The organism is Pedobacter sp. R-06, assembly GCF_049913135.1.
In the GTDB taxonomy this organism is placed as follows: Bacteria; Bacteroidota; Bacteroidia; order Sphingobacteriales; family Sphingobacteriaceae; genus Pedobacter.
Genome location: NZ_CP183977.1, coordinates 4180553 through 4203771, shown reverse-complemented (window position 1 = coordinate 4203771; position 23219 = coordinate 4180553). Strand labels below are relative to the sequence as shown.

18 protein-coding genes are annotated in these 23219 nt (G+C 38.0%); 4 read left to right on the top strand and 14 right to left on the bottom strand.

Features of this window, described 5'->3' with window-relative positions:
- The 3 genes from ACN9MR_RS16755 to pyrR form a co-directional block, all read right to left on the bottom strand.
- Nucleotides 1-3024 carry a tetratricopeptide repeat protein gene (locus ACN9MR_RS16755; RefSeq protein ID WP_426325295.1) on the bottom strand — a complete coding sequence of 1008 codons (3024 nt, stop codon included), beginning with the start codon at nucleotides 3022-3024 and terminating at the stop codon, nucleotides 1-3.
- 538 nt (nucleotides 3025-3562) lie between these two features.
- Nucleotides 3563-4492, bottom strand: coding sequence for an aspartate carbamoyltransferase catalytic subunit (locus ACN9MR_RS16750; protein ID WP_057933671.1), 930 nt, complete (start codon nucleotides 4490-4492; stop codon nucleotides 3563-3565).
- A gap of 2 nt (nucleotides 4493-4494) precedes the next feature.
- Nucleotides 4495-5043 (bottom strand): bifunctional pyr operon transcriptional regulator/uracil phosphoribosyltransferase PyrR, encoded by a 549-nt coding sequence (pyrR, locus tag ACN9MR_RS16745; protein ID WP_190326340.1) that lies wholly within the window; start codon nucleotides 5041-5043, stop codon nucleotides 4495-4497.
- 298 nt (nucleotides 5044-5341) lie between these two features.
- Here pyrR and ACN9MR_RS16740 point away from each other — a divergent pair, with 298 nt between their 5' ends.
- Nucleotides 5342-5743 carry a thiol-disulfide oxidoreductase DCC family protein gene (locus tag ACN9MR_RS16740; RefSeq protein ID WP_426325292.1) on the top strand — a complete coding sequence of 134 codons (402 nt, stop codon included), beginning with the start codon at nucleotides 5342-5344 and terminating at the stop codon, nucleotides 5741-5743.
- Here ACN9MR_RS16740 and ACN9MR_RS16735 read toward each other — a convergent pair.
- The 3 genes from ACN9MR_RS16735 to ACN9MR_RS16725 all read right to left on the bottom strand — a co-directional run bounded on the left by ACN9MR_RS16735 (nucleotide 5740) and on the right by ACN9MR_RS16725 (nucleotide 8317).
- A complete protein-coding gene (locus tag ACN9MR_RS16735; RefSeq protein WP_426325290.1) occupies nucleotides 5740-5946 on the bottom strand; it encodes a hypothetical protein in 207 nt (68 codons plus the stop codon). The genes ACN9MR_RS16740 and ACN9MR_RS16735 overlap by 4 nt on opposite strands.
- A 318-nt stretch (nucleotides 5947-6264) precedes the next feature.
- Entirely contained in the window at nucleotides 6265-6639 is a 375-nt protein-coding gene (locus tag ACN9MR_RS16730) for a DUF779 domain-containing protein (RefSeq protein WP_426325288.1), read from the bottom strand.
- A gap of 172 nt (nucleotides 6640-6811) precedes the next feature.
- The gene (locus ACN9MR_RS16725; protein ID WP_426325286.1) at nucleotides 6812-8317 is read right to left on the bottom strand and encodes an aldehyde dehydrogenase family protein; all 1506 of its coding nucleotides are present in this window, start codon (nucleotides 8315-8317) and stop codon (nucleotides 6812-6814) included.
- A 334-nt stretch (nucleotides 8318-8651) separates the two neighbouring features.
- Between ACN9MR_RS16725 and ACN9MR_RS16720 the strand changes: the two genes are divergently transcribed.
- Nucleotides 8652-9578: an AraC family transcriptional regulator gene (locus tag ACN9MR_RS16720; protein WP_426325284.1), complete on the top strand. Its 927-nt coding sequence runs from the start codon at nucleotides 8652-8654 to the stop codon at nucleotides 9576-9578.
- Here ACN9MR_RS16720 and ACN9MR_RS16715 read toward each other — a convergent pair.
- The 6 genes from ACN9MR_RS16715 to cmk all read right to left on the bottom strand — a co-directional run bounded on the left by ACN9MR_RS16715 (nucleotide 9567) and on the right by cmk (nucleotide 18501).
- A complete protein-coding gene (locus ACN9MR_RS16715; protein WP_426325282.1) occupies nucleotides 9567-11234 on the bottom strand; it encodes a beta-N-acetylhexosaminidase in 1668 nt (555 codons plus the stop codon). The genes ACN9MR_RS16720 and ACN9MR_RS16715 overlap by 12 nt on opposite strands.
- A gap of 282 nt (nucleotides 11235-11516) precedes the next feature.
- Nucleotides 11517-13451, bottom strand: coding sequence for a 30S ribosomal protein S1 (rpsA, locus tag ACN9MR_RS16710; protein ID WP_057933658.1), 1935 nt, complete (start codon nucleotides 13449-13451; stop codon nucleotides 11517-11519).
- Nucleotides 13452-13934: 483 nt separating this feature from the next.
- Nucleotides 13935-14915: an SH3 domain-containing protein gene (locus tag ACN9MR_RS16705; protein WP_426325279.1), complete on the bottom strand. Its 981-nt coding sequence runs from the start codon at nucleotides 14913-14915 to the stop codon at nucleotides 13935-13937.
- 190 nt (nucleotides 14916-15105) lie between these two features.
- Entirely contained in the window at nucleotides 15106-16608 is a 1503-nt protein-coding gene (locus tag ACN9MR_RS16700; protein ID WP_426325277.1) for a TPM domain-containing protein, read from the bottom strand.
- Nucleotides 16609-16668: 60 nt separating this feature from the next.
- Nucleotides 16669-17499, bottom strand: coding sequence for a 3-keto-disaccharide hydrolase (locus tag ACN9MR_RS16695; RefSeq protein ID WP_426325275.1), 831 nt, complete (start codon nucleotides 17497-17499; stop codon nucleotides 16669-16671).
- Between the two features lie 321 nt (nucleotides 17500-17820).
- Nucleotides 17821-18501, bottom strand: a complete 681-nt coding sequence (cmk, locus tag ACN9MR_RS16690; protein WP_426325273.1) for a (d)CMP kinase — start codon at nucleotides 18499-18501, stop codon at nucleotides 17821-17823.
- A 130-nt stretch (nucleotides 18502-18631) separates the two neighbouring features.
- On the opposite strand from cmk, the gene ACN9MR_RS16685 reads away from it, so the two are divergent.
- Together ACN9MR_RS16685 and arfB are read left to right on the top strand one after the other, a co-directional pair.
- Nucleotides 18632-19156, top strand: coding sequence for a ferritin (locus ACN9MR_RS16685; protein WP_426325271.1), 525 nt, complete (start codon nucleotides 18632-18634; stop codon nucleotides 19154-19156).
- 38 nt (nucleotides 19157-19194) lie between these two features.
- On the top strand, nucleotides 19195-19605 hold the full coding sequence (gene arfB, locus ACN9MR_RS16680; RefSeq protein ID WP_426325269.1) for an alternative ribosome rescue aminoacyl-tRNA hydrolase ArfB: 411 nt from the start codon (nucleotides 19195-19197) through the stop codon (nucleotides 19603-19605).
- A gap of 66 nt (nucleotides 19606-19671) precedes the next feature.
- Here the strand turns inward: arfB and ACN9MR_RS16675 are convergent, their stop codons facing one another.
- Nucleotides 19672-20622 carry a lipid A deacylase LpxR family protein gene (locus tag ACN9MR_RS16675; RefSeq protein WP_426325267.1) on the bottom strand — a complete coding sequence of 317 codons (951 nt, stop codon included), beginning with the start codon at nucleotides 20620-20622 and terminating at the stop codon, nucleotides 19672-19674.
- A gap of 82 nt (nucleotides 20623-20704) precedes the next feature.
- Entirely contained in the window at nucleotides 20705-23176 is a 2472-nt protein-coding gene (lon, locus tag ACN9MR_RS16670; RefSeq protein ID WP_426325265.1) for an endopeptidase La, read from the bottom strand.
- Nucleotides 23177-23219 lie beyond the last annotated feature (43 nt).

Sequence of the window (23219 nt, the reverse complement as noted above, 5' to 3'; positions counted from 1 at the left end):
CTACTTCTTCTGGTTTAGTTTTTCTAGTTTTTCTTTGGCTGTAGGGATGATATCATCCTTGCCTTCGTAATTATCAATTATACTGAGAAGTGTACTTTTTGCCTGTAAATTGTCTTTCAGGGCAACATAATTATCAGATAAAAGGATAAACGCCTTTGCTACCCAGTAATCGTAAGCGGCCATGTTGTTAACCAGATCGAAACAGGTTTTGGATGAAGTTTTGAAATCACCTTTGTTGTATTCTAATAAAGCTAAATTATATTTTGCTTCTGCGGCAGCAACTGTTTTTGTTTTGGCCACTACATTTTTAAATTCTTTTATGGCGGTAGTGGTATCGCCTTTTAACAAGTAAGCTTTGCCAGAATATAAGCTCGAACTGTTTTTTTCTTCTTCTGAAGCTTTTTCCGATTCTCTGGTCAGCTGTGCATATTTAAGCATGTCATCAGGCATGTTTAAAGCGGTGTAAGCCTTTAACAGGTTGTTGATGGCAAAACTATAGTGCGACTTGTAATCGGTGGTAGTTTCTAATCTTTTCAGGTAAACAATGGCCTCGTTGTATTTCTTCTGGTTTAAGAAGAGTTGAGAAATACTGACCAAAGAACGTTCGGTATAATCGCTCGTCCAGTCGTTTAAGATAAATTCGTAATCAGGAATGGCTTCATCCGGCCTGCCCAGTTTCACCAACGATTCTGCCCTGATAAATTTAGCCTCTTTTTCATGGTTCGCCTTAGGGAATTTATCAAAATAAGCATTTACGGCCTGGAATGCACCATTGGCATCGCCTTTTAAATAGGTGTTATTGGCTGCGGCAAAAACGATATTGTCTTGCTCCGAACCAGAGTAATTTCCAAGTGGGGTGGTAGCTGCGTAAGCGATAAAACCATTTGCATCGCCACGATCTACATAAATGTTCTTGATCGATTCCATTGCCTGTTTGGCTTCATCGGCAGTAGGGTAATCGCGGATTACCTTTTTAAACGATTCTAAAGCGGCATCGTCCTGATCCTGGTTGTATTGAACCAAGCCGATGGTTACCAAGGCTTTTGCCACATAACTGCTACGTGGATATTTGGCTACCAGGGCTACAAGGTCTGATTTAGATTTATCAAAATCGCCTTTGTTGAAATAAGTATAAGCAGTTTCGAAACCAGCATCATCAGCGTAATTAGAATTTGGAAAAGTATTCAGCAGGCTCTGCATGGTCGCAATTTTCGCATCATACTGCGTTTCCAATCCCTGGATCATTCCTTTCTGGAAAGTGGCGTAGTCTTCTGAAGTGGTTTTGCGACTGATGATCTTGTTGTAATTCGCCATTGCATCACCATAGTTTTTGTTTACGAAATATGAATCGGCTAAACGGATGGTGGCATCATCAATTGTTTTTTGGTCTTTATCGCTGCCTGCCAGGAATTTTTCGAAGTAAGTAGCTGCTTTGCTGTACTTCTCATCTTCGAAAGCGGCATAGGCCAAAGCGTAGTTCGCAAAATTGTAAACACCGGTTTTATCGGCATCTGGCATTTTTAAGAATTTCTCAAAAGTAGTAACTGCTTCACCGAACTTACGCAGCTCGTACATCGATTCAGCTTTCCAGTAAGTATTTAGCGCATTGATCTCGTTATCTTCAGGGAACTTTTCAGAACGTAAAAACATTGATAGTGCATTCGGGAATGCTCTTTCGTTATAAAATTCTAACCCGCGGAAATAGGTTACTTTTTGGTAAGCTTCTTTAGCTTCAAGGTTTTTATCCGGAATAGGCTCTAAAATATCTACAGCAGCCTGATAGTTTTTGGTGGTTAATAAAACCTCACCCAGCAAAGTTTTAGCTTCGTTTATTTTACGCGATTTTGGGAAAGTTTTTAAGAAACCCTGAGTGGCCTCTAATGCCTGCTGGTGGAATTCTAATTCGTAACTTAATTTGGCATAATTTAACCAGGATTCTTCCTGTATACCCTTGTCAAAACTTAAACGCGATGCCCTGAAAAAAGCACTCTGCGCTTTTGGTTTATCGCCCAATTGAATAAAGGCTTTACCCAAAGTATGCATACCGTTTTGAAGGTAAACATCATCGGTATTTAGCTTTTCTAGAACAGCAACAGACTCTTTGTACTTTTTATTCTGGAACAAAGAGTACCCGTATTGGTATATGAAGAGGTTATTTTTGGTTTCGCTTTTATCTTTGGCATAATATTCTGCGAAATACTTTTCTGCATTTTTGAATTCAGACTTTGCAAAGTAAGATGCGGCAACTAAACTCAACATTTCTGGTTCGAACTGCTGTTTAGTTTTTTGAATGGCTGCTAAAGCATAACTGATTACATCATCATAACGCTCATCAAGGTAATACATCGAAGTAATATAATATGGATAACTCGCCTCATAAGTAGGAGAGCCCTTTAACTTTTCGAAGTTGGCCAATGCCGTTTTATACTCTTTGTTTAAGTAGTTGATGTAAGCAAAATAATAGGTGGCACTTTCCTGAAAATCGCCTTCTTCTTTTTTAACTTTTTCGAATAAAGGTTCTGCTTTGTCGTAGTCTTTAAGTTCGAAATAGGCGTAACCTTGTTTAAACTGGTATTCGTTTCTTTGTTTGCCCGAAAGCGTAGAAGGATCTGTTTTTTCGAACCATTCTAGAGCTTTTTTATAATTTTTCTGGTTGAAGTAAGTTTTTCCAACATAAAAATAAGCCAGTTTGGTGTTCGGGTTTAATGGATAATCGCGGATAAATGCCTGAAACAAACTTTCGGCATCACTGTTGGTTAATTCTAGTGCACAAACAGCTGCATAGAATTTCGCATTTTCTTTTAGTAAAGATAATTCAGCATTACTCTCCGTTTGTGTAGAAGGTTTATAACGTTGCAGCTCAACGAGTTTAAACTGTTGTGCAGCTGCAGTGTATTTTTCTTTGTCTAATAATTCTAAGCCCGTTTGATAGTTTTTGTTGAGGTTTTGCACAGCGCTAACCTGAGCGTAGGTGCTAAAACTTCCTGCTAAAATTAGCGGAATTAGTAAGTATTTTTTCTGCATTGGTTTCAAATATGGTTGGTACTAAATTAGAAATAGTATCAAAGCTTATCAACAGAAGTAATTAACATCTGTTAATAACACAAATTAACGATAGGATTTTTGGTTTGGTATTAAGGGGTGAACGAATGTGGAAAAATTAGGTTCATTGGTCATTAGTTTATTCGTCATTGGTACTGCCACATCCGGTAGAGGTTCATCAGTTCATTTGTAACTACTTCATTAGTCCCAGTATTGGTCATTGCGGGGTGGCCTTTTCCCAACCAAGCCTTCTTGCTGCTGATCGCAATTTTTATAGAAATCATGTAGATAGGCTGATTGGCCGTTGTTTACATCCAGTAAACCGTTTGAGAGAAATTAATTATTATTAGCACTATAATGAACAATGGACTATACTGGGCTCGGCAACACGGAGAGATGAACAATTATTAATGCAGGATACTGGTCTATGAAATATGCACTAATGAACGATTATCAATGTACTATGCCAGTCTATGCACCCAGCACTAATGAACCAATGACGAATGACTATTGAACTAACCTACCCCTGGCTTGCCAACAAATACAGCACGGCCATTCTTATTGCTACTCCGTTTTCTACCTGTTCTAAAATGATCGATTGTTTACTATCGGCCACATCGCTGGTAATCTCAACCCCTCTGTTTATGGGGCCAGGATGCATAACAATGATTTCTTTATCAAGGTTATCTAAGATCTGTTTGTTTAAGCCGTACATCATGGCGTATTCCCTTAGCGATGGGAAATATTTAATGTCCTGGCGCTCCAGTTGGATTCGGAGCATATTAGCTACATCGCACCAGTTCAGTGCTTTAATTAAATTATGTTCAACCTTTACTCCAAGTTGGTGGATGTGTTTGGGGATTAATGTTGTTGGACCACAAACCATTACTTCGGCACCTAAACGCTGCAGGCAAAGGATGTTTGAGATCGCTACACGCGAGTGCAGGATATCGCCTACAATGACTACTTTTTTACCTGCTACATCACCCAGTTTCTGGCGGATAGAGAAGGCATCAAGTAAGGCCTGTGTTGGATGTTCGTGTGCACCATCTCCGGCATTTACAATTTGGGCCTTTACATGTTTACTTAAAAACTGACCTGCACCAGCATAAGGATGACGCATCACCACCATATCAACTTTCATCGATAAGATATTGTTCACGGTATCGATAAGAGTTTCGCCCTTGCTCACCGATGAAGATGAGGCGGCGAAATTCACCACATCAGCCGAAAGCCTTTTTTCAGCAAGTTCGAATGAAAGTTTGGTACGGGTAGAGTTTTCGAAAAAGATATTGGCAATGGTAATGTCGCGGAGCGAAGGGACCTTTTTAATCGGTCTGTTAATCACCTCCTTGAAATTGTCTGCAGTTTCGAAAATCAATTCGATATCATTCCGGTTAATATCTTTAATGCCTAAAAGATGTCGGGTTGATAGTTTTTCTGCTGCCATTTTTATTTATTATTTTCGGATATTAAAATCACTTTGTCTTCACTTCCTTCACTCGCCCAGGTTACTTTTACCTGTTGCGAGTTTAAGCTATCTACCTGATGCCCAATGTAATCAGGCTCGATAGGTAAATGCCTGCTAAACCTACGGTCTATTAAAACCAAAAGTTCAACTTTCTCTGGGCGGCCATAAGCAAGTAGGGCATCAAGCGCTGCCCTGATGGTTCTGCCGGTCCAAAGTACATCATCAATTAAGATTACTTTTTTGCCTTCGATGATAAAATCGATCGAGTTGCTGCTTGCGGTAACCAGTCCGTCTTTACGGCGGAAATCATCTCTAAAGAAAGTAATATCAAGGTTTCCCTTTAAAATTTTCTTGTTTTTTAGAATCTGTTGAAGATCCTGATGAATGCGATCGGCCAAAAAAATACCCCTTGGCTGGATACCAATTAAAACGGTATTCGCGAAATCGTCGTGGTTTTCAATTAATTGATGGCAGAGCCTCTTAATTGTAATCTGAATTTTTTGTCCGTCAAGAAGTGTTTTCTTTTGCATTGAAGAAGGATTGGGCAAATATATAAAAATGTTTTAAGGTAAGAAAGTTGAAGATCGATTGTTTTATTTTTTGCATGCTAAATTGTTCTGTTACAACATTTAAAAATCAATCTTTCTATTCCTGTTGTTGTTTTGAAAAGCAAACCCAGTTTTTCACCTTAATGTTAGCCCAGCGGTACACTATAGTCCCGATGAAACCTGTGTACATGAATTAAATTGACACCCTAATATATAGCCTTTACACTTTATTAGACATTCCCAAGATACTTGTTTTATTAAAAAGCTTTATTTTTATAGCATGATCCAGCAACCTGTAATCTTTTTTGATGGCGTTTGTAATCTTTGCAATGCATCGGTTCAGTTTGTTATTGCACACGATAAAAAAGATCAATTCAAATTTACAGCGCTACAAGGTGGTTACGCCAAAGAAATGCTGCCGAAATTTAACGCTGATTCAGAAAAATTGAATACCATCTTATTGCTGGAGGATGGAAAACTCTATACTAAATCTTCAGCGGCATTGCGTGTAGCCCGAAAACTTAATGGATTGATTCCGCTTCTTTATGTATTTCTCCTGGTTCCCAAATTTATCCGTGATTGGATTTATGATATTATTGCCAAAAACCGTTACAGATGGTGGGGAAGGCAGGAGAGTTGTTGGGTGCCAACACCTGAGTTGAAAAATAAGTTTTTAGCTTAATTTTGTTGACTATTTTTCTTTCTTCCCGGCGACCAAAGCCAAAGTGTTAAAATAATTAACGGTATAGTAATGCTTAAGGCAATTACAATCATGATTGCTTTTTGCTTAACCATGTCTGCCTCAGTAGAAGTAAATACATATACCGTTTCTTTGATAGCAAATAGGGTAATGATGGTAGAAAGGACGGCAAATAGTTTACGCATGGTTTAATTTTTAATGCAAAGATTGCATAAATTTTTAAAATTACACATGCTTTTTATTAGCGTGATCTCAAAACTTTTTAAACAAAAGATATTATAAATAAGGTGAAATGATGGATGATATATCACAGAGGTAGTCATTTCGAATGGAGTGCAACCAAGTCGAGAACCAGGTAGTGCGCAGTGAAACTAAATCTATCGATATAGATCCCTCCATTTCACTGCGTTCCAGTCGAGATGACGATTTATTATAGAATATAAACAAAAAAAGTCAGCCGGATTGCTCCAAACTGACCTCTGTTTAAACCAAATAAACAACAATTACTCTGCCGTTTTAACGGGTTCAAGTTCTTTTAGTTCTTCTTCAGAGAACAGCCTGTAGTGAATCTTGAAAGTTTTTTGAAGTGGGGTTTCTAAAGAAAAACCACCCACTCCAAATCCATCAAGCACGTCTAAAGTAAAGTGTGAGAATTTCCAATACTCGAAAAGATCTCTGTCTACCCAAAACTCGCAGCCTTCTATTTCACCTAAACAAACATCGCGCATCCGCAGGTAATATCCTCCTTTTTCGAAACATTGCGGTTGTGTACCCTCGCAGCATCCACCTGCCTGGTAAAACATCAGGTCTCCATGTTTTTCTTTAAGTATGGCAATCAACTCTTTTGCTTTTTCTGTACTGTCTATACGTTTGATCATGATCGATTTTTAGGTTTGAAATGAATCTTTTAGAAAGAATATAGAGCCAGATTAAACTCAAATTGTCACATTGAGCCTGTCGAAATGCTTTGCCAAGGTGATTCAATTTACTCCTTCGACAGGCTCAGGATGACAATTCTATATTTAGAATACAGCCTCTTATTCAAACTAACTAAAAGAACCCTAATTTATTTTTATCGTAAGAAATAAGCATATTTTTGGTTTGACGGTAGTGGCCTAACATCATTTTATGGTTTTCTCTGCCCACGCCCGATTGCTTGTAGCCACCAAAAGGGGCACCTGCAGGGTAGGCGTGGTATTGGTTTACCCAAACACGTCCTGCTTGAATGGCTCTCGGTACCTGATAAAGCTCGTGCGCATCGCGTGTCCATACACCAGCACCTAAACCATACAAAGTGTCATTTGCAATTTCAATGGCTTCTTCAACTGTTTTAAAGGTAGTAACGGCTAATACCGGTCCGAAAATTTCCTCCTGGAAAATCCTCATTTTGTTATGGCCCTTAAAGATCGTTGGTTTGATATAATAGCCACCACCAAGCTCACCAGGAAGTTCGTTCACCTCGCCACCAGTTAACACTTCAGCACCTTCTTCTTTCCCTAATTTAATATAAGCGGCAATTTTTTCGAACTGGATTTTAGAGGCCTGGGCACCCATCATCACCGTTCTATCCAACGGATTGCCTATTTTTATTGCTTTGGTTCTCTCGATTACCTTTGCAATAAATTTTTCATAAATATCTTCCTGAATCAACAAACGAGATGGGCAGGTACAAATTTCCCCTTGGTTTAATGCAAACATTACAGCCCCTTCCACTGCTTTATCTAAAAAGGCATCATCTTCGGCCATTACCGAGCTGAAAAATATATTTGGCGATTTTCCACCAAGTTCGAGTGTAACCGGGATAATATTTTCGGTTGCATATTGCATCACCAATCTGCCCGTAGGGGTAGAACCCGTAAATGCTGCTTTTGAAATTTTAGGGTTGGTTACCAAGGCACGCCCAAGTTCAGCGCCAAAACCATTTACCACATTAACCACACCTGGAGGCAATAAATCGCCAATCAGTTCCATTAAAACCATAATCGAAACAGGTGTGCTTTCTGCAGGTTTTAAAACCACACAGTTTCCCGCGGCAAGAGCAGGAGCAAGTTTCCAGATGCCCATTAAAAGCGGAAAATTCCAAGGAATAATCTGTGCCACTACACCAATTGGCTCATGTACGATTAATGAAACAGTATTTTGGTCAAGCTCTGATAATGAACCTTCTTCGGCACGGATAACGCCTGCGAAATACCTGAAGTGGTCTACACCCAAGGGTAAATCAGCAGCTAAGGTTTCTCTAACCGCTTTGCCATTATCGATGGTTTCAACCGCTGCCAGATATTCGAGGTTGTCTTCCATCCGTTGCGCAATTTTGTTCAATATGATGCTTCTTTCGGTAGAAGAGGTTTTGCTCCAGGTTTTAAATGCCTCATGTGCAGCATCAACGGCTAATTCTAAATCCTCTTTTGTGGAGTGTGCTGCTTTGGTGAAAACTTTACCATCAATCGGCGATATGTTATCGAAGTAAGCGCCTTTAACTGGTGCTACAAATTTCCCTCCGATATAGTTATCGTATTGGGGTTTGAATGATGGTTTCTCAATTAAATTTTCCATAATTATTATTGATTATTAAATTTTTAAAAACCATCATGAGCGGTTTAGGTATAGGATTTTAAAGCGATTGCTCATCATGATTTTTGCGGTTATAAGATTTGGTTAATACAAACCTAATGGCAAAGCCAATGGAGCAGATAGTATAATCGGATCAATTGATAGCACTATCGTTTCAGCTTATGTAACCATATTGAAACGCTAAACGATCTTAGTGCCCAGCAGTGATGATTGATGCTTGTGTAGCTATAATAGGTATTTTGGAGATGAGGTATAAAGAGATGAAATAGTTATATTTGATTTATAGCAAATATTTCTAACCAAATCTTTTCGGTTTATGCAACATACATTAGATCAGGTAAAGCTCAGTGCTTCGGAAACGTTGCAAACTTTGGTAGAGAACAGAACCTCATACACCTTAGAGCGATGCGAATTAAATGTTTTCGAAACCTATACCGAATCGTATAAAGTTCCGCTTACTTTTAACGATTTTGTAATTACAAGTATGCTGAGGGGCAAAAAGGTAATGCATTTATTTGATAAGAAAGGTTTTGATTATTTCCCTGGCCAAACCGTTATTGTTCCGCCGGCCGTTACCATGGAAATTGATTTTCCGGAAGCGACTAATCTGAACCCGACACAATGTATTGCTTTGGCGATCGATCAGGAGCAGATCCAAAAAACAATTGCTTATTTAAACGAGTTTTTCCCAAAGGAGGGAAGTAACGAAAAGTGGTTGTTGAATTATGATGAATACCATTTTTACAACAACGAAGAAATTGCCTACCTCATTAATAAAGTAATCCGCATCTGCTCCGAACGTACAAAAGAAAAAGATGTGCTGGCTGATTTGACTTTGAAGGAATTGCTGGTGCGCATTATGCAGACTCAGAACCTAAAAACAATTAACGACGACGGTTATAACCTCAATCAAAATCCGTTGGCTTTTGTACTGAACTATATTAAATCGAACCTCAATGAAAAGATCAGTATAAATAGCCTGAGCGATAAAGCCTGCATGAGTAAGGCAACATTTTACCGGTTGTTTAAACGCGAGCTCGGCATCAGTCCAAACGATTTTATTCTAACTGAAAAGATTAACAAAGCCAAGCTTTTACTGGCCCAGCCCGGAGCTAAGGTCGCATCAATAAGTTACGAGCTTGGTTTCAGTGATGCCAATTACTTTATCAGGGCATTTAAAAAGAATGTCGGGATTACACCAGGAGCATATCAATTGCAGGTGGCAAATCAACTAATTTTCTAAATATCTTTTTGAATAGGTAATTCCCATTAAATCGTAGCGTTTAAACTGTGTTTTAAGCCTTTTTTGAAAATCTGGATAATTTCGTTTTTCTTTCGGGCTCCATAAAATTTCGCTTAAGGCATCTAACCGTGGAAAAAGCAGGTATTGTACTTTGGCTGGGTTGGTAATGTATTCACTCCACAAACAACCTTGTGCGCCCCAAATATATTGAGCCTGCTCGGCACTTAATTCGGCCGGTATCGGTTCATAATTGTAAACATCAATTAAAGGAGAAAACTTATTTGCAGCCAGGCTATCTTCTTTTACAAATTGTCCATGATTAAAGTACATCTTATTTTCCGGAGTCATAATGGCTTTGTGGTTTTGCTTTGCAGCATCTATACCACCTTTTTCGCCTTGCCAGCTCATCACAACTGCATTAGGAGCTAAACCGCCCTGTAAAATTTCGTTCCAGCCGATAATGGTTTTGCCTTTGCTGCTCACAAATTTTTCCATCCTGCGGATGAAATGGCTCTGTAGCTCACTTTCATTTTTCAAACCATTGGCTTTCATAATCTGTTGTGAAACAGCCGATTGTTTCCACCACACTTTGGAGGCTTCATCACCACCAATATGGATGTATTGCGAAGGGAACAAAGCCATTACCTCAGTTAATACATTTTCCAGAAATTTAAAAGTTGTGTCAGAAGCCTGAAGTACATTATTGTATTTGTTCATCATTCCCCAGGTTTCGGCAACCTCGTATTTTTTATCTGGCGTGGTTCCCAACTCTGGGTAAGCCGCTAATAAGGCCATGCTATGGGCAGGCATTTCAATTTCTGGAATAATGGTAATGTAACGTTTAGCGGCATAATCAACCACATCTTTAATTTGTTCTTGCGTGTAATAACCACCGTGACGGATACCATCTGTTTTAATAACGGCATCTTTTGGCGTAATTTTTATTTCTGCTGGCAAAACCTGATATTTTATATGTTCGTTTCCTTGTCCGGGCCATAAGCCAATAATGCTACCATTTCTCCATGCTCCAATTTCAGTAAGCTTAGGGTATTTTTTGATTTCGATCCGCCAGCCATGGTCATCAGTTAAATGCCAATGAAAATAATTCATTTTATGAAGCGCTAAATAATCGATGTACTGTTTTACAAAAGCAACATCAAAAAAATGGCGGCTTACATCCAGATGCATGCCCCGATAATCGAAGCGGGGGTAATCGGTAATGGAAACTGCGGGGATTTGAAGTGGAAATGATTTTGAAGTTGGCAATAGCTGAATCAAGGTTTGAATACCTTGAAAGATAGATGTATCAGAAGTAGCGCCTATAATTATTGATTTATTTGTAACCGTTAAGATGTATTCTTTTGGATTAGCAATCTTTTCATTAATGATTAAATTAATAACGTTAGTTCGGCTTATATCTGGTGTTCTGTTTAAATTGAGTTGGAAATTATAATTTTTGCTGAGATAATTTTGAAGAAACGCTATTGATGGATTGGCCAATGAATCATTTGTATATATTACTGTCGTGCTATCTATTTTAAATGGCAACTCCTTTGATTTGACCTCCAACTTTACAGGTTGAGGGATGATATTTACTTCCTGTGCCGAAAGTTTGAAGGAAATAACTGTTAAAAACAAAAGGATGATTTTTCTCATGTTGAAAAGGATAGGTTACTTTTTCAAAAGTAATAATTATAGGCGGTTGAAAGGAAAAGGTTTGGTAGAACGAACTAATTATGTTACGTGAACTTAGCTTGAAGTTCCAATTTAATAGGCAAATCGTCTTCTCGACTGAAGCGCAGCGGAATGGAGAGATCTATCTAGACAGATTTCTCGACTTCGTTGCACTTCGCTCGAAATGACGGTAACTCGAGGGAGAGGTCAAAAAAAATCCCGATAACTTTCGCTATCGGGATTAATATGATCAGTTAAAAAGAACTAGCCTTTTTTAGCTTTGCTTTCTTCGCCTTCTAATTGCGATTTCAATTGAGCCAATACGTCTAAGTCTCCTAAAGTAGATTTCTCTACAGAATCTTTAACTTTTTTAACAGCAGTTACAGCAGCTTTAGCTTCTTTTTTCTTAGTTGCTCTTTCTTCTGCTACAGCTTCAGCTTTAACCTCTTCCCAGATACGGGCGTGAGAAACAACGATGCGTTTTGCTTCTTTGTTGAATTCAATGATTTTGAAGTCATTGGTTTCTTCAGCTTTAACTGAAGTACCATCTTCTTTAACCATGTGTTTAGTTGGTACGAAACCTTCTACACCATATGGTAAAGCAATAACAGCACCTTTATCAGTTACTTTAACAACAGTACCCTGGTGAACCGAATCTAAAGTGAAGATCGTTTCGAAAGTATCCCAAGGGTTTTCTTCCAATTGTTTGTGACCTAAGCTTAATTTACGGTTATCAACATCAAGTTCTAAAACAACTACATCTAATACATCACCAACTTTAGTGAATTCGTTAGGGTGGTTTACTTTTTTAGACCAAGATAAATCAGAGATGTGAATTAAACCATCAATACCTTCTTCGATTTCAACAAAAACACCGAAGTTAGTCATGTTTTTAACAGTTGCTTTGTGCTTGCTTCCAACTGGGAATTTAGCAGCAACTTCTTGCCATGGATCGTTAGATAATTGTTTAATACCTAAGCTCATTTTGCGCTCGTCTCTGTCTAAAGTTAAAACTTCAGCTTCGATCTCATCACCAACTTTTAAGAATTCCTGTGGATTTCTTAAGTTTTGTGACCAGCTCATTTCAGAAACGTGGATTAAACCTTCAACACCTGGGATGATTTCTAAGAAAGCTCCGTAATCTGCAACAGTTACGATTTTTCCTTTTACTTTAGAACCAACCTGGATGTCGGTGCTTAAGTTCTCCCAAGGGTGTGGAGTTAATTGTTTTAAACCTAAAGCGATACGTTTTTTCTCATCATCGAAATCTAAAACAACCACGTTGATTTTTTCATCTAATGATAATACTTCTTTTGGATGCTCTATGCGGCCCCAAGAAATATCAGTAATGTGAAGTAAACCATCAACACCACCTAAATCGATGAACACACCGAAATCAGTAATGTTTTTAACAGTACCTTCCAATACCTGACCTTTTTCTAATTTAGAAACGATCTCTACTTTTTGGCTTTCTAAATCGTCTTCGATTAACACTTTATGAGAAACTACTACGTTTTTAAACTCATGGTTAATTTTAACAACTTTGAATTCCATTGTTTTACCCACGTATACATCGTAATCGCGGATTGGTTTAATATCAATTTGAGATCCTGGTAAGAAAGCCTCAACGCCCATGATATCAACAATTAAACCACCTTTAGTACGGCTCTTAACGAAACCGTTGATGATTCTATCATTTTCAAGAGCCTCGTTAATTGCTTCCCATGATCTTTGGGTTTTTGCTCTTTTGCGGGAAAGGATCAATTGACCGTTAGCATCTTCTGGTGCTTCAACGAAAACGTCAACTGAATCGCCGATTTTTAGATCCGGTGTATCACGGAATTCTGAAGTAGAAACTAAACCGTCTGATTTGAAACCTACGTTTAATACTACATCTTTGTTGTTGATTGAAACAACAATACCGCTAATGATTTCACCTTTAGTGATCTGATTGAATGTTCCAGCATACATATCTTCAAACTTTTTACGGTCTGCATCATTGTAATTACCGAAAACTTTTTCATCTGCATCCCAATCGAAATCTTCCGATGGTGTAGCCAATGATGATTTGATCGATTCGATCGAAACTGAATCAGCTTCTGATTCAATAGTTTCTTTTTCAGTTAGGCGTCCGCCTTCTCCCTGAAGTTCAGCTGTTTTAGCTGCTAATTCTTTTTCTGCTACTTGTTTTTTAGCCATTAATTAATTATCTCCTTTTTTCCCTATTTAGGGACTGCAAAGGTAAAAATATTTTAATTAATAGAAAAGATTTTTTTAATAAATCTTGCTGATTTTTAGCGTATTAAGATTTCTAGTTCGTCTTGCTGAATTTATTTCAGCATCTAAATCATAGAATTTGCAAATTGTTAACATGGGTTTTCGTAATTATTTGAAAATGAGCGCCCAGTATTTCATCGGAAGCAGCAGTCCTGCTATCGCTTATAGTCCTCGCTACGCTCCGGGCTATTCCGCTCTATCAGGTTTAAAAATAAGGGGCTGTGCACAATGCTTACCAAACGTTCTTAGGAAATGATTTATTAAGTTAAGATGAAATAAAAAAAATATTGTCATCTGCGCCTGTCGAAGGACTTTTAAAAGATTCTGAAACAAGTTCAGAATGACGAATAGAAATAAAGCGCGTCGTCATGCTGAATTTATTTCAGCATCTAAAATGATAAACTTCTATCTTTTCGTAAAAGTCCCTCTCGTAAAACCTTCGCCAATTAATGTTTCATCATCTCTGATTAATAACATTATTGTATTCTGTTGATCGTAAAGTTTGATCATGTCACCTTCAATAACGTATTTCGAGGTAAAAATAGAATCAGTATAAGCATCGGTAACGGTTACCGAATCTTTCGATTTAAAATTAAAGGTTTTGTACTGTATATCTTCGTTGCTGGCAAAAGTACCTGTTACCACTTTTGCCTGTATAAAAGTAATGTAGCAGAAATAGCCTGTTACCAGAATCACAATTACAGAAAAACCGATCAAAAATTTATTTCCGCTGGCGTATTTGATAGAAAAATATAATATGGCAAAGAGTATTAAGGCCACAACCACAAAAAAGATGATGTTCGTGTAATCTTTGCTTTCTTGAGGTACCGATGCCGCAATGTTTGTTTTTTCGGCTGCTGCTTTTACGGGAGAAATCCTGACCAAAAATTCTTTACTCACCCATCCTTCGCCATTGGTAACCTTAATTTTATAGAAGCTTGTGTTTGATGAATCGATTACGGCAACATTTTCATTTTTAGGCAGGTATCCAACAATTTTGCTTTTCGCATCAGCTTGTTGCCTTACGCGTAAATCGTCTGCAGTTACACGATACATGTCGGCGCTTGCTGCTGTTTGAGGGCTAGCGGCGGGCTGTGCAGTATTTGCCTGAGGAGTTGCTGGTTTAGCAGCAGAAGCAATTTTTTCGATGAAATCTTTGCTAACCCAACCTTCACGGTTTTTAAATTTTACTTTGTAAAACTTCGCATTGTTGGCATCTAAAACTGTAATGTTTTCATTTTGAGCAATATTTCCAATAACCTTACTTTTCGGATCGCTGCTTTCCCTTACACGCAATTTATCTGCCTTAACACGATACGTTTCTTGTGCATTTAAACGGTTAGTAAAAATAAAAAGAGCGATGAGGAGGAAGAAAATTCTAGTCATAAGTAATGGATTCTGCGAAACAGTTTAATTGGGTAATTGCAAACACGCTATAAGCAAAGACCGTGCTAAGTGTTTCAAAATTAGAAAATACTTTTAATAGGTGGGGATAAGATTGAAAAAAGGTGCAGCTCCTTTCCTTAAAAATCTTCTTTCAGCAAGGTTAAGCACCTTATAAAACAGCTAAGCGAAACTACCAGCTCCCACCGGTACCGCCACCGCTGCTACTGCCACCGCCCCAGCTACTGCTTGACGAAGAAGAAGATGAGCTGCCTGATGAAGAGGAACTTGATGACGAACTTGATTTGACCAACATGGCCAATGTTATCCATTTTATAAATTCTGTTTTTTTGCAAAAACTACATTCGTTTATCAGCTTCGCCTGCCCCTCATGACTGTAAGTGGCCTGTTTAACTGTAACGCGTTCATTCAGTTTGTATGTCCTAAAAGCGCATTCGGGGCATTCGGTATAACTATTGTATTTTTCCGCTGGCCATGCCTTAATAATATGTTCTTTATGGTCAGCACTTTCCCAGATATCATAATCATAAGCTAAAACAACTTCTTCTTTACGTTGCCCTGCGGTTAAAAATGGTTTCCCTTCTATATTGATATCGCGATCTACTCGGATCATCGGGTTGTTTTTACTATCCAAAACTGGTTTGAAACGATCGATCGTTTTAACGCGTTTGATGAGGTGGAGTATAATTGCAATTAAAATTATAGGAGAGAAAAGAACTAACCACCAGTTCTTTTTGTGAAAAGCCAGAACGGCATCAAAGAAATTTTTATCATCCTGGTGTACTTTTCTTAATGCCGACAAATAGAAAAGATACCGAAAGAAAAGCGCTACGGCTAGTATAGCAAAAAGGATGTAAGGGATGTGCACTAATTTTATCTTTTCGAACAGCTCAAAAGCACTGGTAAAAATTAAGATAAAAATCGAAACAAATACAATAAAGAAAGCCACTCCACAGCCTTTAGCTATGGCGGTATCATAACTATTTTTGTTCTTGTCTAAGCCTTTTAGATTTAAACCATTTTTGGCTTGCCTGTTCACAATTTTGAACACCCCCAAAAAAAGCAGCAGGATAATTGCCGTAGGAAGCCAAAAATTTTCGAGTGAACTGTTGCTTTCGTGTTGGGTGAAAAACTGATTGAGCTCTGACTTATGTTCAGGGTTTAAAATAATTACACCAATGGCATTAATGGTATTCGTTATCCCGGTGCTGAAATCATTTTGCCTGAAAGCTGGCAAGAGATTCTGTTCGGCAATATGTTTAAGCTTTACATCGGGCAATACGCCTTCAATCCCCGTTCCGGTAATGAACCGGTACTTTCGCCGATCTTTTGAGATAAATAACAATAAACCATTATTGCTGGTTTTTGAACCAATTCCCCAGTTGTTAAAAAGCTCAAATGCAAAATCGAAATCTTCTTTATCATGGTCGAAATCGTTAACAATCACCACTGCTACCTGAACATTGGTTTCACGTTCAAACTGGGCAATGGTATTATTTAACCCCGAAACTGCACTACTTCCCAAAATGTCGTCAGGGTCACTTACATAACCTCCTCCATTGTTTTTGGGATCCGGAATATCCTTTAATTTGTAAGCAGTTTGCCCAAAAGTAATATTGGCAACTAAAATAAAGAATAATAGGGCAATGGATTTAAACAAATGGGTATTGAGCATCGTATAAATTTAGGTGCGGGGTTTTTACATCATGATCTAACAACTAAGTAACGATATGGTTTACTCTTTTAATATTTTAGCCAATACCTTATCCAGCTTTGCTTTATCTTTCATGTACGCTTCCAAATCGTAAAGTTGCACCGTTTTAAATTCTATCGGATGGCTTTCGCTCTGTAAAGAGATATAACCTGATGTTAAAGGTTTGCCATCTATTTTAACTTTCGGATCGAAATTAGAAACATTGCCTCCACCAATTTGAGGTTTGGTATATTCTAAAACCACTTCGCCTGCTATAATGTGTTTGATAACTGAATCACCCAATACTAAAAATTCTGCCGTTACCCATTGATCGCCTGCATAGGTTTTCGATTTCGAGTCTAAACAGTGTGGAGTAAACAACTTGCCGTTATAATTGATGAGCGTTCCCGGGGTACATACGTTGCTGGTGTGGCGCTCGTGTTCTCCATCACCACCCAGGATCTGGCCTTCGATAGAAATTGGAAAATCCTGGTCTTTTAACATTGTTGCCGGATCCTGGCAATGTAACATGGCACCACTGTTTCTGGTTGCCCAGCCTTCACCGCCTTTGGCCTGATCGCCAACAAAGCGGTAGGTTACTTTTAAAAGATAGGCCGAAAAAGGTTTTTTGTAGAAAATATGTCCGTATTGTTGGTCAAATTCTTTATATCCATCATAACTCACCTTCATAACTCCATTTTCTACGCGAAAAGTATTGGCATAATTTTCTTTATAGTCATGTTTGGCAATTTTAATGTTCCAATCTTTTAAATCTTTCCCGTTAAAGAGATTGATCCAGCCTTTCTGAGCATTGGCATTGAGGATAGTAAGCGATAAAAATAATACCGCAAGATAAATTGGTTTTAATTTCATAGTAACATTTGGGTTGAGTGCTAAAAATATGAAATTTTTTTTGAAGTCAAAGGTCGATAGCCGGATAGTTCATGGTTGATAGTCTGGTAGCCCATAGCTTGGAACCAGTTAACCGATAGCAATTAACCTTAGAGATACGTCATTTCGACTGGAGCACCGCGGAATGGAGAAATCTATTTAGTCTAAAATCCCTTGTCTTAAGATGATTAACTAAGCTATGTATTTGGGATGCAGCGATAGATATCAGTTAACCGATTTAAACAATTAACCATTGACCGATGAACGAATGACTAGTGGACCAATGAACTAATGACTGGCGAACTAATGAACCAAAAACGGTTGCACTCTTTCCAATGCAAAGTCTAATTGTTCTTCCTGTGTAAGATCGGTATTATCTAAAATAATGGCATCATCAGCCCTAACCAACGGACTTTCCTTGCGGGTGGTATCGGCATAATCGCGATGGGCAAGATTTTCAAAAACCTCTTCCAGTGTAGTTTCATTATTGCCTTTGCTCTCCAGCTCCTTAAATCTGCGTTCAGCCCTGATTTTCGGATCGGCAGTCATAAAAAATTTCACAGGGGCATCGGGGAAAACGGTAGTGCCAATATCACGGCCATCCATAACGATGTTTTTCGATTTACCCATGCGCTGCTGTTGCTTCACCATTTCATGACGCACAATTTTATGTGCCGAAACCTCACTTACATTTTCAGAAACGGGCATTAGGCGGATTTCATCAGAAACTTCTTCACCATTGAGGGTGATATGGGATTCGTAATCACGGGAGTGGAAATTCAGTTCTATATGTTGTAAAGCATCAGCAACTTTAGCATCGTTAGAAATATCAATGTTGTTCCTTAAGAAATATAGTGTAACGGCACGGTACATCGCTCCGCTGTCTACATAAATGAAGCCTAATTTTTTAGCCAGTGCTTTTGCTAAAGTACTTTTTCCGCAAGATGAGTAGCCATCTATTGCTATTACCAGGTTTTTCTTCATCGTAGGGCAAAGGTAAAAAATAGAAACAGAATGCTGAATTTTTTTAAAGGTATAAAGATAGATTCTAAACAAGATAATGCTAAAACATTGATTTGCTGGATGTGTTTAATTATAAAATAAATACACGATTATGTTGTTATCTGAAAGAATGTTGGCGGCCCTGAATAACCAGGTTAAGCTGGAAGCCGAATCGTCGCAAGTTTATCTGGGAATTGCTTCATGGTTAGAAACCCAGCCAGGTTTAGAAGGTTATACCGAGTTTTTCTACCGTCAGAGTGAAGAAGAACGTCATCATATGCTTAAGCTGATTCATTATATCAATGATCGTGATGGGCATGCGATGATTACTGCGCTTGAAATGCCTAAAAATTCTTTCGGACAGGTTATAGAGGTATTTCAGGATTTTCTGGATAATGAATTGTTGGTATCTAAAAGCATTAATGATTTGGTGGAACTTTCACTGAATGAGAAAGATTATCTTACATTTAAATTTTTGCAATGGTATTTAGATGAACAACTGGAAGAAGAAAAAATGGCGAAAACGATGTTAGAGAAACTTCAATTGGTAGGCAGTGATAGGGGAGGAATATATCAGTTGGATAAGGATATTGTAGGTTTACGTAGCAAGGTAAGCGAATCGAAAGACGAAGAATAATCTGTTTTTATTAAATTCCAAATTATTACTTTTGCGGCATGTTGCCTACAAGAGAAGAAATTTTACGGTCTGTTACTTTCAAAACTTCCAGAAGTGGGGGTAAAGGCGGACAAAATGTAAATAAAGTTTCGAGTAAGGTAGAATTAATTTTCGACCCGGAAACAGCTTTTTATTTGGACGAAGATGAAAAGGCACGTTTAAAAGAAAAACTGGAAAATCGATTGGATTCTGAAGGACTATTACATATTGTTTCGCAAGAGGATAGGAGCCAGCTACTCAATAAAGAGAAAACAGTTGCCAAGTTGATTGAATTGTTAAAGCGATCGTTACACGTTCAGAAGAAGCGAAAAGCAACTAAAATCCCTAAAGCGGTTATTCAAAAAAGATTAAAGAATAAGGCCGTGAATGCAGATAAAAAGGAGAGTCGCAAAAGACCATCAATTGATTAAAGCCTACGGCGTGATTTCTATTTTAGTTCCATGCAAACTCTCAATTAATCAATTTAAACAGTTAACCTAACTTTTTCCAAACCGATAATACAAACTCAAACCACCGTAATTCTGTGCTTTAGCTACACTTTTAACTTCTTTGGTTTTAAAGATGATGTTAAAATCGGCTGTAAATCTTTTTGAACTATAATTTACACCAAACTGTTGCTCAAAAACAATTGGTTTTACCCCAAAAGTTAATGGACTGTTATCATTAAAAAGACTTCCCTGTATGGTGGCATCGTAGGCAACAAAGTTTAACTGTGGTTTTACATAAAAGAAAAATTCCGAATTGTTTAAACTTTTTGTTTTCGAATTTCCGATCACCGCGTTGTGATATGCACTGTTGAACAATTGATTTAGTTTACCTGCCCTAAAAAGCACCGATGCACCCAAACCCGAAAAAGTTGTCCCTAAGTTGGCATAACCCTGGGCACTGATATCCACAATGGGATCTTCTGGTCTAAAAAGTAACTTGCTATAATTTGCGGCAAGGTTTATGGCCAGTTCATTTTTAATCTGGTAATCCCAACCTGCAGGGGTATAAAAACCTACGGTTTTATGTAGGAAACGTTGCGCTGTTTGGGCAAGAGAGTTAGGACCAACCGTTCCCAGTTCTGCACTGGTTTTTAAAACACTCTCATTTTTATAGAAAACAGAATATGCACCACCTGCATAAAGATAACCTGCAAAAGGCCTGTCCTGGTCTTCTTTATTAGGAACCTGTCCCCAATAAGGCGTATACATTTTTTGTCCGGCAGAAATTTCGTAGGTCTTTTTCTCTATTTTATCGGATAGCTTTTCAGTATTAATGGCATGACGGAAATAGATAAATAATCCGTTAGTATAATACCGATCGTTTAAAGTAGCTAAATAAGCATCGTTTTCGGTTTTAAAGCCGAATTCGTTTTTAAAAGATTGAGCGAAACTGGTTAAAACAACCGAACAAAAAACTATGGTGAATAAAAATGATCTCATAAAAAAGCCCAGGCATTTACCTAGGCTATAAAAGTATTTATTGTAATTGGATTTTTGATTGTTAATCCAAAAGAATTAGCAATTAGTTTACAATCGGTGCAATTTTAACACTTAAATCTAAAGGTTTTTTAACCTTGTTTTTGGTTAACGCCAATTCGATTACCTCACTCATTTCGGTTACATAATGGAATTTTAAATCCTTGATGTAACTTTCTTTGATCTCTAAAATATCCTTACGGTTGCTTTTGCAAAGGATAATTTCTTTAATGTTTGCTCTTTTTGCGGCCAGGATCTTTTCTTTAATACCACCAACCGGAAGTACTTTTCCTCGTAAAGTAATCTCACCAGTCATGGCTAAATGCTGTTTTACTTTACGTTGTGTAAATGCCGACGTTAGCGCTGTTAACATGGTTACACCAGCCGATGGGCCATCTTTTGGCGTAGCCCCGGCTGGAACGTGTACGTGAACATCCCAGTTGTCAAATAAACTGTAGTCTATATCAAATTCGGCTGCATGGGCGCGTAAATAGGCCAGCGCAATAATTGCCGATTCTTTCATTACATCGCCAAGGTTACCGGTTAAGGTTAATTTTCCTTTTCCTGGGCTTAAACTCGATTCGATGAATAAAATATCGCCTCCTACGCTTGTCCAGGCTAAACCTGTTACTACCCCAGCCACTTCATTGCCTTCGTATAAGTCTTTATCGTAAATTGGCGCACCTAAAATACGTTCTACATCTTCATTGCTTAAATTTGAATCGTAGGTTTCTTCCATCGCAATTTTTGTAGCCACACCACGCACTAAAGAACCTATTTTTTTCTCCAAACCACGTACACCTGATTCTCTGGTATAATCTTCAATCACTTTTTCGATCAGCGGAGTTTTTAGGTTAATATCCTTAGTTTGTAAACCATGGTTTTCTTTCTGTTTGGGCAACAGGTATTTTTTAGCGATTTCTATTTTCTCTTCAATCGTATATCCGTTTACTTCAATAATCTCCATACGATCTAGCAAAGCAGGTTGTATGGTGCTTAAAGAGTTTGCTGTTGCAATAAACAGGATATTGGATAAATCGTAATCCATTTCCACATAATGATCGTAGAATGCGCTGTTTTGTTCAGGGTCTAATACCTCAAGCAAGGCTGATGATGGATCGCCACGGTGGTCGGTTCCTACTTTGTCTATCTCATCCAAAACAAAAACAGGATTATCTGCACCCGCTTTTTTGATAGACGAAATAATACGGCCCGGCATTGCGCCTATGTAAGTTTTACGGTGCCCACGGATTTCTGCTTCATCACGGATACCGCCTAAAGCCATACGTACGTACTTACGGCCTAAGGCTTTTGCAATAGATTTTCCCAAAGATGTTTTACCAACTCCCGGAGGGCCAACCAAACATAAGATTGGCGCTTTCATATTACGCTTTAATTTTAAAACTGCTAAATATTCTATAATGCGTTGCTTAACTTTTTCTAAACCAAAGTGATCTTTATCTAAGATACGTTGTGCTCTTTTTAGGTCGAAATTGTCTTTCGTAAACTCGCTCCAAGGTAAATCTAAAAGAAGTTCTAAATAATTTAACTGAACAGAGTAATCGGGAGCAGCAGGGTTCATTCTACCTAACTTATCTAACTCCTTATCAAAATGTTCGGCAACTGCTTTAGCCCATTTTTTCTTTTTGGCCTTTTCTTGTAAAGCATCAAATTCTAAATCAGCAGAGCTGCCTCCCAATTCTTCCTGAATGGTTTTTAGCTGTTGATTTAAAAAATAATCACGTTGCTGTTTATCTAAATCGGTACGTACTTTTGATTGGATCTGATTTCTCAGCTCCAGCATCTGCAATTCGACCATTAAAAGCTCCATTACCTTTTGCGCTCTTTCCTGCAATTTATCCATTTCGAGGATTTTTTGCTTATCGGCCATTTCGGCATTCATATTTGATGAAATGAAATTGATCAAAAATGAATTGCTCTCGATGTTTTTAAGTGCAATACTGGCTTCGCTCGGGATATTTGGTGAAAGCTGGATAATCTGTGCAGACATTTCGCGGATAGAAGCGATTAATGTTTTAAACTCTTTATCTGCTTTGTGTTTTTGTTCTTCGAATTTTTTAACAACTGCTTTAATGTAAGGTTCGTTCTGCACTTCTTCAATTAAGCTGAAACGTTGTTTACCCTGGATAATTACGGTGGTATTTCCATCGGGCATCTGCAACAGCTTAATGATGTTTGCAACCGTACCAACCGTGTTAAGTTGTTCAAAAGTAGGGTCTTCAATGGAAACGTCTTTTTGAGAAACAACCCCAATAATCTTATTTCCTTTGTAAGCTTCCTTAATTAACTTAATTGATTTATCTCTTCCAACCGTAATAGGAATAACTACTCCTGGAAATAAAACTGTGTTTCGCAAAGGCAATATCGCCAACGTTTCGGGCGTTTCCTCATTGTTCATTTCCTCTTCGTCTTGTTGAGACATTAAGGGAAAAAATTCGGTATCCTCATTTATAATTGGCATTGCTGTATGGAAATCAAATATATCTTGTTTACTCATTATCACATTTTCCGCTAACGACAAACTGGCAGTTTAATCGTAT

Bases quoted from the DNA above. Each gene is read 5' to 3' on its own strand.
- ACN9MR_RS16755 (WP_426325295.1), bottom strand. From the start codon at position 3,024: ATGCAGAAAAAATACTTACTAATTCCGCTAATTTTAGCAGGAAGTTTT.
- ACN9MR_RS16750 (WP_057933671.1), bottom strand. From the start codon at position 4,492: ATGGCAGCAGAAAAACTATCAACCCGACATCTTTTAGGCATTAAAGAT.
- pyrR (WP_190326340.1), bottom strand. From the start codon at position 5,043: ATGCAAAAGAAAACACTTCTTGACGGACAAAAAATTCAGATTACAATT.
- ACN9MR_RS16740 (WP_426325292.1), top strand. From the start codon at position 5,342: ATGATCCAGCAACCTGTAATCTTTTTTGATGGCGTTTGTAATCTTTGC.
- ACN9MR_RS16735 (WP_426325290.1), bottom strand. From the start codon at position 5,946: ATGCGTAAACTATTTGCCGTCCTTTCTACCATCATTACCCTATTTGCT.
- ACN9MR_RS16730 (WP_426325288.1), bottom strand. From the start codon at position 6,639: ATGATCAAACGTATAGACAGTACAGAAAAAGCAAAAGAGTTGATTGCC.
- ACN9MR_RS16725 (WP_426325286.1), bottom strand. From the start codon at position 8,317: ATGGAAAATTTAATTGAGAAACCATCATTCAAACCCCAATACGATAAC.
- ACN9MR_RS16720 (WP_426325284.1), top strand. From the start codon at position 8,652: ATGCAACATACATTAGATCAGGTAAAGCTCAGTGCTTCGGAAACGTTG.
- ACN9MR_RS16715 (WP_426325282.1), bottom strand. From the start codon at position 11,234: ATGAGAAAAATCATCCTTTTGTTTTTAACAGTTATTTCCTTCAAACTT.
- rpsA (WP_057933658.1), bottom strand. From the start codon at position 13,451: ATGGCTAAAAAACAAGTAGCAGAAAAAGAATTAGCAGCTAAAACAGCT.
- ACN9MR_RS16705 (WP_426325279.1), bottom strand. From the start codon at position 14,915: ATGACTAGAATTTTCTTCCTCCTCATCGCTCTTTTTATTTTTACTAAC.
- ACN9MR_RS16700 (WP_426325277.1), bottom strand. From the start codon at position 16,608: ATGCTCAATACCCATTTGTTTAAATCCATTGCCCTATTATTCTTTATT.
- ACN9MR_RS16695 (WP_426325275.1), bottom strand. From the start codon at position 17,499: ATGAAATTAAAACCAATTTATCTTGCGGTATTATTTTTATCGCTTACT.
- cmk (WP_426325273.1), bottom strand. From the start codon at position 18,501: ATGAAGAAAAACCTGGTAATAGCAATAGATGGCTACTCATCTTGCGGA.
- ACN9MR_RS16685 (WP_426325271.1), top strand. From the start codon at position 18,632: ATGTTGTTATCTGAAAGAATGTTGGCGGCCCTGAATAACCAGGTTAAG.
- arfB (WP_426325269.1), top strand. From the start codon at position 19,195: ATGTTGCCTACAAGAGAAGAAATTTTACGGTCTGTTACTTTCAAAACT.
- ACN9MR_RS16675 (WP_426325267.1), bottom strand. From the start codon at position 20,622: ATGAGATCATTTTTATTCACCATAGTTTTTTGTTCGGTTGTTTTAACC.
- lon (WP_426325265.1), bottom strand. From the start codon at position 23,176: ATGAGTAAACAAGATATATTTGATTTCCATACAGCAATGCCAATTATA.